This window comes from Synechococcus sp. H55.9, from assembly GCF_047462355.1.
Taxonomy (GTDB): domain Bacteria; phylum Cyanobacteriota; class Cyanobacteriia; order Thermostichales; family Thermostichaceae; genus Thermostichus.
Map to the genome: position 1 here is coordinate 1 of NZ_JANSJB010000107.1, position 7,988 is coordinate 7,988.

Annotated in this window: 10 protein-coding genes and 1 pseudogene; 5 read left to right on the forward strand and 6 right to left on the reverse strand. The window is 60.4% G+C overall.

Annotation, left to right across the window (positions count from 1 at the left end):
• Nucleotides 1–591, forward strand: a 591-nt coding sequence (locus NW857_RS11530) for a glutamate-cysteine ligase family protein (RefSeq protein ID WP_414369000.1), incomplete at its 5' end; no start/stop codon positions are given.
• A gap of 53 nt (nucleotides 592–644) precedes the next feature.
• On the opposite strand, the gene NW857_RS11535 is transcribed toward NW857_RS11530, so the two are convergent.
• On the reverse strand, nucleotides 645–1,310 hold the full coding sequence (locus NW857_RS11535; protein ID WP_414334087.1) for a TVP38/TMEM64 family protein: 666 nt from the start codon (nucleotides 1,308–1,310) through the stop codon (nucleotides 645–647).
• A 158-nt stretch (nucleotides 1,311–1,468) separates the two neighbouring features.
• Nucleotides 1,469–1,819: a phenylpyruvate tautomerase MIF-related protein gene (locus NW857_RS11540; RefSeq protein WP_414369002.1), complete on the reverse strand. Its 351-nt coding sequence runs from the start codon at nucleotides 1,817–1,819 to the stop codon at nucleotides 1,469–1,471.
• Nucleotides 1,820–2,001: 182 nt separating this feature from the next.
• On the opposite strand from NW857_RS11540, the gene NW857_RS11545 reads away from it, so the two are divergent.
• Nucleotides 2,002–2,376, forward strand: coding sequence for a RidA family protein (locus tag NW857_RS11545; protein ID WP_414369006.1), 375 nt, complete (start codon nucleotides 2,002–2,004; stop codon nucleotides 2,374–2,376).
• Nucleotides 2,377–2,446: 70 nt separating this feature from the next.
• On the opposite strand, the gene yidD is transcribed toward NW857_RS11545, so the two are convergent.
• Nucleotides 2,447–2,725 carry a membrane protein insertion efficiency factor YidD gene (gene yidD, locus NW857_RS11550; RefSeq protein ID WP_414334091.1) on the reverse strand — a complete coding sequence of 93 codons (279 nt, stop codon included), beginning with the start codon at nucleotides 2,723–2,725 and terminating at the stop codon, nucleotides 2,447–2,449.
• A gap of 193 nt (nucleotides 2,726–2,918) precedes the next feature.
• On the opposite strand from yidD, the gene NW857_RS11555 reads away from it, so the two are divergent.
• Entirely contained in the window at nucleotides 2,919–4,208 is a 1,290-nt protein-coding gene (locus NW857_RS11555) for an MFS transporter (RefSeq protein WP_414369005.1), read from the forward strand.
• Between the two features lie 50 nt (nucleotides 4,209–4,258).
• Complete coding sequence (locus tag NW857_RS11560) at nucleotides 4,259–5,128, forward strand: SpoIID/LytB domain-containing protein (RefSeq protein WP_414334095.1); 870 nt, start codon at nucleotides 4,259–4,261, stop codon at nucleotides 5,126–5,128.
• A 462-nt stretch (nucleotides 5,129–5,590) separates the two neighbouring features.
• Here the strand turns inward: NW857_RS11560 and ubiE are convergent, their stop codons facing one another.
• From ubiE to NW857_RS11575, 3 genes are all read right to left on the reverse strand, one after another.
• Nucleotides 5,591–6,334, reverse strand: a complete 744-nt coding sequence (ubiE, locus tag NW857_RS11565; RefSeq protein WP_414338347.1) for a bifunctional demethylmenaquinone methyltransferase/2-methoxy-6-polyprenyl-1,4-benzoquinol methylase UbiE — start codon at nucleotides 6,332–6,334, stop codon at nucleotides 5,591–5,593.
• A gap of 89 nt (nucleotides 6,335–6,423) precedes the next feature.
• Nucleotides 6,424–7,149 (reverse strand): hypothetical protein, encoded by a 726-nt coding sequence (locus NW857_RS11570; protein WP_414334099.1) that lies wholly within the window; start codon nucleotides 7,147–7,149, stop codon nucleotides 6,424–6,426.
• A 121-nt stretch (nucleotides 7,150–7,270) separates the two neighbouring features.
• Nucleotides 7,271–7,525 (reverse strand): hypothetical protein, encoded by a 255-nt coding sequence (locus NW857_RS11575; RefSeq protein ID WP_414334100.1) that lies wholly within the window; start codon nucleotides 7,523–7,525, stop codon nucleotides 7,271–7,273.
• 202 nt (nucleotides 7,526–7,727) lie between these two features.
• On the opposite strand from NW857_RS11575, the pseudogene NW857_RS11580 reads away from it, so the two are divergent.
• Nucleotides 7,728–7,988 (forward strand): annotated as a pseudogene (locus NW857_RS11580) (hypothetical protein); the annotation flags it as partial.

The window sequence follows — 7,988 nt, forward strand, 5'->3', positions numbered from 1 at the left end:
CACGCCCACTACATCGCCTGGATGCAGGAGCAACTGGCCCTGGGCACGATGCAGAACGTGCGCCACCTCTGGGCTTCTGTGCGGCCCAACGGCCCGGAGCGGCCCTATCGCCTCAACCGAGTGGAGCTGCGCATCTGCGACCTGGTGGCAGATCCGGTGATGATCCTGGCCATCACCGCCCTAGTAGAGGCCCGCCTCTGGCAATTGCTATCTCAGCCGGAGGCGCTGGATCCCTTGGGAGGGCCTTTTACCCCAGCGGAGCTGGAGAGCCTTTGCGAGGCCAACGAGCAGGCTGCTGCCCGTGAGTCCCTGCAAGCTCGGCTGATCGACTGGCGCACCGGCCGGGAATGCTTAGCCCAGGAGTGGATTGAAGAGCTGCTGACCGAAGCCTGGCGCATCGGCCAACCTCAAGGTTTGGGCTGCTTCTTGGCTCCCCTGCAAACTCTGCTCCAACAGGGCAACGAGGCCCAGCGCTGGCTGAGACAGGTTAACCAGGGATCCACACCCGCCCAGGTGTACCAACGCGCCATCCAGGAACTGGCCGAACAAGACCGAGAAAGACAAGAGACCCTCTGCCAACTGGTTGGCTAAGCCTCTGCGCAAGGGTGGGCGCTCTCCCCAGTTCAAACCTGACTTGGATTGGCCTAGACAGGCTCCACCACTTCCCGTAGGGCTTGCCGAGCCACACGGGTGATGTAGACGGTGGCAGCTACGGTGGCGATGAGGCCCACAAGGCGAACGGCCCACTGAACCATTTGCGCTTGGGGATCCAGGCCTTCCCTGTTGGCCAGGGATCCCGCCAGCGAGCCGATGTACACATACATAAAGGTGCCCGGCACGATCCCGACGGTGCCCAGCAGGTTATCCAGAAAAGAAACTTGGGTCAGTCCCAGAGCGTAGTTGAGCAGATTAAAGGGAAAGGCGGGCGACAGACGAATCAAGCCGACGATCTTCCATCCCTCGCGCCCCACCGCCCGATCGATGGCCGCAAACCGGGGATTGCCCTCGATCCATCTGGCCACCCGTTCCCGCGCCAAGTAGCGCCCAATGAGAAAGGCCAAATTGGCTCCAATGGTTGCCCCAATCAGCACGTACAAAGCCCCAGCCAGCACCCCAAACACAGCCCCTGCGCCCAAGGTCAGCACCGAAGCCGGCAGAAGCAGCACAGTGGCCACAATGTAGATGGCAATGAAAAGCACCGGCCCCACCGGTCCCAAGCCTTCCACCCAGCCCAGAGCCTCGGCGAACCAGTCTTGAATAACTCCAAAAAATCCCAATCGATGGGCTGCCCAAAAAACAAGAACGGCCACGCCCAAAACGCCAGCAAGCTTCAGCAGAAGCTGCTGCTTTGCGGGATTTGTTCTGGGTTGGGTGGGGTCTGCCACGGCGGTCGGGAGCGTCAAAAAGCTTTTGCTAGATAGGCTGGAGCAGCCAGGCGAGGAGATGCTTGACTTGTGTGAAGTAGCTTTCACCCAAAGGTCGTGCCGTTCCATCCCCAAAGATAGCCTTTGGCATCGCCGAACTCAATGTAAATCCTCTTCTTGGGGATCCCCAATTTGTCCTCGATGGTGCTGCAAAAAAACTCGCTCAGGGATCGGGTTTGATCGGCGGAAAACTGCCCAATACTCTTGATCTCTACATAGCAGCAGGGATCGGCGCTGCCGGCAAAGGTCATCGGGATCCCTCCTTCAAAAGCAGTCATTACGTAGGCTTCCGACTTGCCCAACTGCTTAGCCAGAGCAGCAGAGAGGAACTTGAGCAGCTCGGCCACGGTGGCAGGTTCTGGCTGCAGAGAGGTTTGCAACTTGATCAAAGGCATGAGCACTTTTTCTTCCCGACAAGCCTATTTTGGCATTGCGGGTTCGTCTTCTCTGGGATCCGCCTGTGGTAGCGTAGCGAAAGAGCTTCTCTTCACGGGGGCAAACCTCTATGGAGCCGAGCAATCTGGCCAATTCCGCGATGAGCCACCCGCAGGGCCAAACTGGGCCAGGCCCTCGGGAGGTGCAAACCGAGGCCGCTCCTGTTCCTGTCGGCCCTTACAGCCAGGGCGTTGTTGCTTCGGGGCCTTTTCTGTTTGCCGCCGGCCAGGTGGGCCTGGATCCCAAAACTGGCAAGCTGGCGGGGGAAGATGTTGCCTCGCAAACTCGGCAGGCGTTGCTGAACCTGAAGGCGGTGCTGGAAGCAGGGGGCACGAGCCTGGCCAATGTGGTGAAGACAACCGTTTTCTTGGCGGATATGAAAGACTTTGCCGCCATGAACGAGGTTTATCGAGAGTTTTTTGCCGCAGACCCGGCGCCGGCCCGCTCTTGCGTGCAGGTGGCTGGCTTGCCCTTGAATGCCTTGGTGGAAATCGAGGCGGTGGCCTGCTATTCCTGACTGACCGGCTCCCAAATACAGCCTTTTCCGGCAACACCGATCTTGGCCTGACAGGGATCCCCCTCGTCAATCAATCTCGGCTGGGGCGATAAGTTTCGTCAGGTGCGGATCCTGGCAAGTCGGGCACTGGGTCGTAGCCCCCCGGATGCCAAGGGTGGCAGCGGCAGAGGCGGCGGATCCCCAGCCAACTGCCTCGGATGGCGCCGTAGCGCCGCACCGCTTCCAGCGTGTACTGGGAGCAGGTGGGGTAGTAGCGGCAGGCAGGAGGCAGCCAAGGGGAGATGCCTATCTGGTAGCCCCGAATCAGGGCAACCAAACCGCGAGTCAAGGGATCCGACCGTTCCACCATAGGCGAGCGTACAAAAAGGCCACTTCCAGGCTAACGGCTGCCCCTGAACAGGGATCCTGCACAGTTCCAGACAAGAGGTTAAGATTGAAAAAGTCAGCACCCAAATAGACATTTCGTAATATTTCTGTTCAGGGATGCTGTGGAGACGGCTTTGCTCCCTGGCAGGGTTGTGAGAGTTTCATCGGGAGTGGGCGTGAGGGTATTCGGGCAGCTACAGCCGGCGCAGCGGCGCAACTTGGGCATTCTCTTCGTGGCCGGGCTGCTCTTTTGGGCCAGTCTGTCTTCGCTGTTGCCCACACTGCCGCTCTACGTCCGGGATGTGGGCGGCACCAGCCAAGAGGTGGGCTTGGTGATGGGGGCCTTCTCGATTGGGCTGCTGGCTTTTCGCCCTTGGTTGGGGCGGCTGGCGGATGGCCACAGTCGCCGGATCGTCTTGCTCATCGGCATGGGCGCGGCGGGGATGGCGCCTTTGGGGTACTGGCTCTGGGATTGGATCCCGTGGATAGCGCTGGTGCGGGCCTTTCACGGGATCAGCATCGCCGCTTTTGCCACCGCCTACGTTACTTTGGTGGCGGATTTTGCCCCGGAAGCAAAACGCGGCGAGATCTTGGGCTACATGAGTTTGGTCAATCCCATTGGTGTAGCCATCGGCCCTGCTTTGGGCGGCTTTTTGCAGGAGCTGGTTGGTTATGGCCCTCTGTTTCTCTTTGCCGCTCTGCTGGGGTTGGTGGGCTTTCTCTGTACCCAATCGGTTCGCGAGCAGCGCCGTGGGGGTTGGGGATCCCTGCCCCCGGATGGAGCGTTTTGGAGCCTTGTGCTCAACCCCAAGGTGTGCTCTCTCGCCGGGGTCATGCTCTTGGTGGGGCTGGCCTTCGGCACCCAGACCACGTTTGTGGCCCTGTTGATCCAAGAGGTCGGAGTTCCCCTCAATCCCGGTCTTTTTTATACGGCGGTGGCCTTTGCCAGCTTCGGCGTGCGCCTGCTGGCTGGTCGCGCTTCCGATCGCTACGGGCGGGGGCCGTTTATCTCTCTGAGCTTGGCCACCTATGCTCTGGCGATGGGGATCCTGTTGGTTGCCGACAGCGTCGGGGCTTTTCTTGTCGCCGGGATCGTGGTGGGGTCGGGTTTTGGCACCTTGATCCCGCTGATCTCCGCCCTGGTAGCCGATCGCTCTGAGCCGGCGGAGCGAGGGCGTTTGTTCAGCTTGGTGATGTGTGGGTTTGACTTGGGCATTGGGCTGGCGGGGCCGATCCTGGGCACCCTGGCGCTGGGATCCGGCTATCGGGCCATGTTCGGCTATGCGGCCCTTCTGGCATTGGCTTCGCTGGGAGCTTTTCTCTGCTTCTCCAATGGACGACCGGGATCCTCCCTGTGCTTTGCCTTGGGCCTGGAACCGGATCGGTTTCGACAACCTGATTCTCTCCCTTTGGAGCAACCCCATCCGCCCGCTCCCTTGTCAACGGGATCCCGTCCCGCCCTTTAGGCACCCTGATTTTCGTTCCCAAGTCCGATTTGCTCTATCCTAGGCTGGGGTTGCTGTACAAAAAAGAACTCTGGACAGAGGCTATGGGAGCACGGGGTTGGCTTGCCCTGATGGGATCCCTGCTGGTGGGCACCTTAGGGGGATGGATAGAGAGCGCTTGGGGGGTGACGGTGCGCGTGCAATTGGCCGACGCCACCGCCCCTGTGGTGGTGGGCGTTTCTCGCCCCGCCCAACTGACCAACAGCCGCCAAGAGGTGCTGGCCGAGTTGCCGCCCATGCAAGGGTTTTTGGCCCAGCCCGGCCCTCAAGGGGTGCGCCTGCAGGGGGTGGTCAGCCCGGTGTTGTTCATCGAGCCGCCAGCGGGTGGCCTGGTGGCGGTGGATGGCCGCTGGTATTCCGGCAAGGTGCTCTTGACCGGGTATAACAGGGTAATGGCCATCAACTACGTGGATCTAGAAGACTACGTGGCCGGCGTGGTGGAAGCCGAGATGGGATCCCGCTTCTTACCCGAGGCCCTCAAGGCCCAGGCGGTGGCAGCCCGCACCTATGTTCTTCACCACCGCAATTCCCGCGGCTGGTTTGATGTGTTTAGCGACACCCGCTCCCAGGTGTATCGGGGCCTCTCGCAGCGCTCAGCCGCCGCCCTAGCAGCAACACACGCCACCCGCGGCATCGTCATGGTGTATGGGGGGCAATTTGTAAACGCCATGTACAGCGCCAGCGCCGGCAGCCAAACCGTTGGGGTGAGCGGGATCCCCTACTTGAGAAGTCTGCCGGATTTTAGCCCCTATCCCAAGTACGGGCATGGCATTGGCATGAGCCAGTGGGGCGCCCAAGAATTGGCCCGTCAGGGCTGGACTTACCACCAAATTTTGGCCTATTACTACCGAGGGGTCAGCTTGGCCCGTCTGCCGGAGTGAGATCCTCGACGTCTCATCCCGGCCTTCTATCTTGCCCGCATCGAGTGTGCTCTAGGTACCTCTGCAACTGTTCCTCAGCCAGCTTGGCATGCTGCTCAGCCAGTTCTGGAGGAGTTAGGATCTGAACGCTGCCCATAAACCGGTTTACCCAGCGCAAAAATTCCCCGTGAGAACGGGGTGGAAGCTGGACTTGGCTACCCATATCAAAAGCATTCGTACATAGAAGAGAGACTGTAAGAAACTTTGGGAAACTTATCAGAAGGATCGGGATGTTGCCAATCTAATTGACTCGCTGGATGAGTTGTTTATTGATGAGGAATTGTACAAGGATCTCCCCTCTCACCATCAGAATCCACCGTTTTTTAATCAAGAAGATGTCCAGCTTGTTTGCTACCAATGGTTTAGGTCAGAGCCTGAGCCTCAGGTGGATCCCTATCTACTTAGGCAGAGGCGAAAGGATCCCTATGAGGCGCTACACTGACGATCGCAGTGACAGGCCTCAATCACCAGTACTCCCATCATGCCCCACGCTAGGGGGTAAAATTTGGCGCTAGCAAACCCTGCCTGCAGGGCTATTCGCCGTTGCTCTTCTCCAGATGGAAAGCGATCCAGGCTGGGATCGATGTAGGCATATTCGGATCCCAGTCCCAAGGCTTTGGCCTGGGCAACGACCTGGGTGTTCAAGTACCAGCGCTGAAAGTGTTCGAGAAAAGGGATCCCTGTAGGGCGATGAAAATCCAAAATGGCGGCACGGCACCCCGGCTTTAGCACCCGTCGGATCTCGCGCAAGGCTTGGGGAATATCGCTCACGTTGCGCAAGCCGTAGCCCATGGTAACGGCATCGAAGCTATCGTTGGGAAAAGGCAAGGTCAGAGCGTCTCCTAGAACCCACTCGATGGGATGGTTAGGGAATAGCTGCCGGGAGCGGTGCCGGGCAATGTTCAGCATGGCGGGAGAGAAATCTAGGCCCACTACACGACCCCTGCGTCCTACTCGGCGGGCCAACTGCAGGGCCAGATCGCCGGTTCCGCAGCACAGATCCAGCACGTGATCCCCTGAGCTGGCGCCCGACCAACGCACGGCCATGCGCTTCCAAACCTGATGGAGACCCAAGCTCAAGGTTTGGTTAAAGAAGTCGTAGTGGGGAGCAATGCGGTCGAAGAGCTCTCGGATTTGCTCAGGCTGTTCAAAGGTTGGACTGGGCACTGCCACCTCATGTTTCCCTGTAAAGACCTGGGGATCTAGCCCCAAGAGCGCGAACGGATCGCCGGCCTGAAGCCAAAAGAAGAGGGGGGCTAGGGCGGCACCGGGATCCCGCTGGCTCCCACTCGGTGGCGGCGGCTGGGGTAATCGGCCAAACTCAGGGACAGGGAGCGGGATCCAGCCAAGCTGGAAGCTGGGATGCGGATGATGCCCTGGAAAACTTGGCTGTTGGGGGGCAACTCCCCCGGCAAACCTTGGGCAAGAGCGTTGATCGAGCGTCCGTTGTCGTCGGTAACGTTCATGAAGCTGTAGAGAAAGCGCACCGTCTCTGACGAGTTGTTCTGCATAGCCACATTCAAGACTACTTGGCTTCCCTCGCGACGAACCGAGAGCACCTGCATGGCAACCTGGCCACTGGTGGCAACTTGCCGAGGGAGGGGAGGTGGGGTGGGCGCCGGTGACGAGGCGCGGGGAGGCGGCGGAGATGGAGTGACAGGTCGGGGGGTAGGCGTTGGAGAGGGGGCCGCCGCCAACTCAGGCGACAGGCGGGGGGTGGGCGTTGGGGTAGGTGTTGCGACTGGCGTGGGCGTTGCCGTGAAAAGAGGGGTAGGCGTTGGGGGTGGGCGAAGGTTTGCTTCCGCTGCTGCGATCACCTCAGCCTCGTTCAGCAAGGGCACGCTGCGGGGATCCCGAACTGCGCGGGAGCGAGAAGCCTGACCGGAACCGGTGACGGGAGAAGAAACCCCCGATAGGGCTCGTTGGCCGAATAGATAGCCTAGACAAGCGCTCACCACCGCCGTGAAGAGGAATGCGCTCAACCAAAACAGCACCCCCGAGAACCCGGAGGTGAACTCCTGCGGCGGTCTGGCCAGTCTACGCAAAGGCTGTTAACTCCTGCTGCAGATTCGCTTTACCTATGATACGCAAGCAATAGGGAAGCTAAGAATTCTCGACTGGGGCAGAGTTTTTGCGCTGTTGCTCATGGGCCTGCAGCGTGGCCCTGTCCAAGTTGGGCAGCCGTTCCCCCAGCCACCAACCCGGATCTTCCCAGCTCAGGGATCCCAGCCATTTGCCGGCCCGATCCGCCAAGACCAGGCCCAACAGAACCGGAGCGGTGGTGAGCCCCAACGCCAGGCTGAGCCAGAGGGGCGGAGAGTTTTGGGGGGGAGAAGATGCCGGCTTGGGACTGGTCATGGCTGAACTCGTGCTACTCAGATCCTAAATCTACTTGGTGGCATTCCATCGAACCCAGTGCTTGGGCAGAGCGCAAATCCCACCGGACGCAGGTCGGGCAGGTCAGCGGAGCAGCAAGAGAGCCTGTGGAAAACCGTTTTATTTTTGTCTTTCATTCTGCGATACTGCTAGGGGTGATGTTGAGAATCCCAACGCAATGGCGATGGAAAATGTAGCTGGGGATCCGCTGCGACTTCCTCAAGGGCAGATGGGCTTGGCGGGATCCCAGTTGCACCTTGCCCGTTCCGCCCCCTGTGGCCTACTGTTGAGTCTGCTCTGGGTTGCTCCTGCTCTTGCCCAGCCGGAAGCCCCTGGCTCCGCTACTTTTGCTCTGCCCAACCGCCGCGGAATCCGGGGGGCCGGGGGGGGCGGGGGGGGGGGCCGCGGGGGCGCGGGGGGCGGGCGCGGCGGCGCGCGGCGCGCG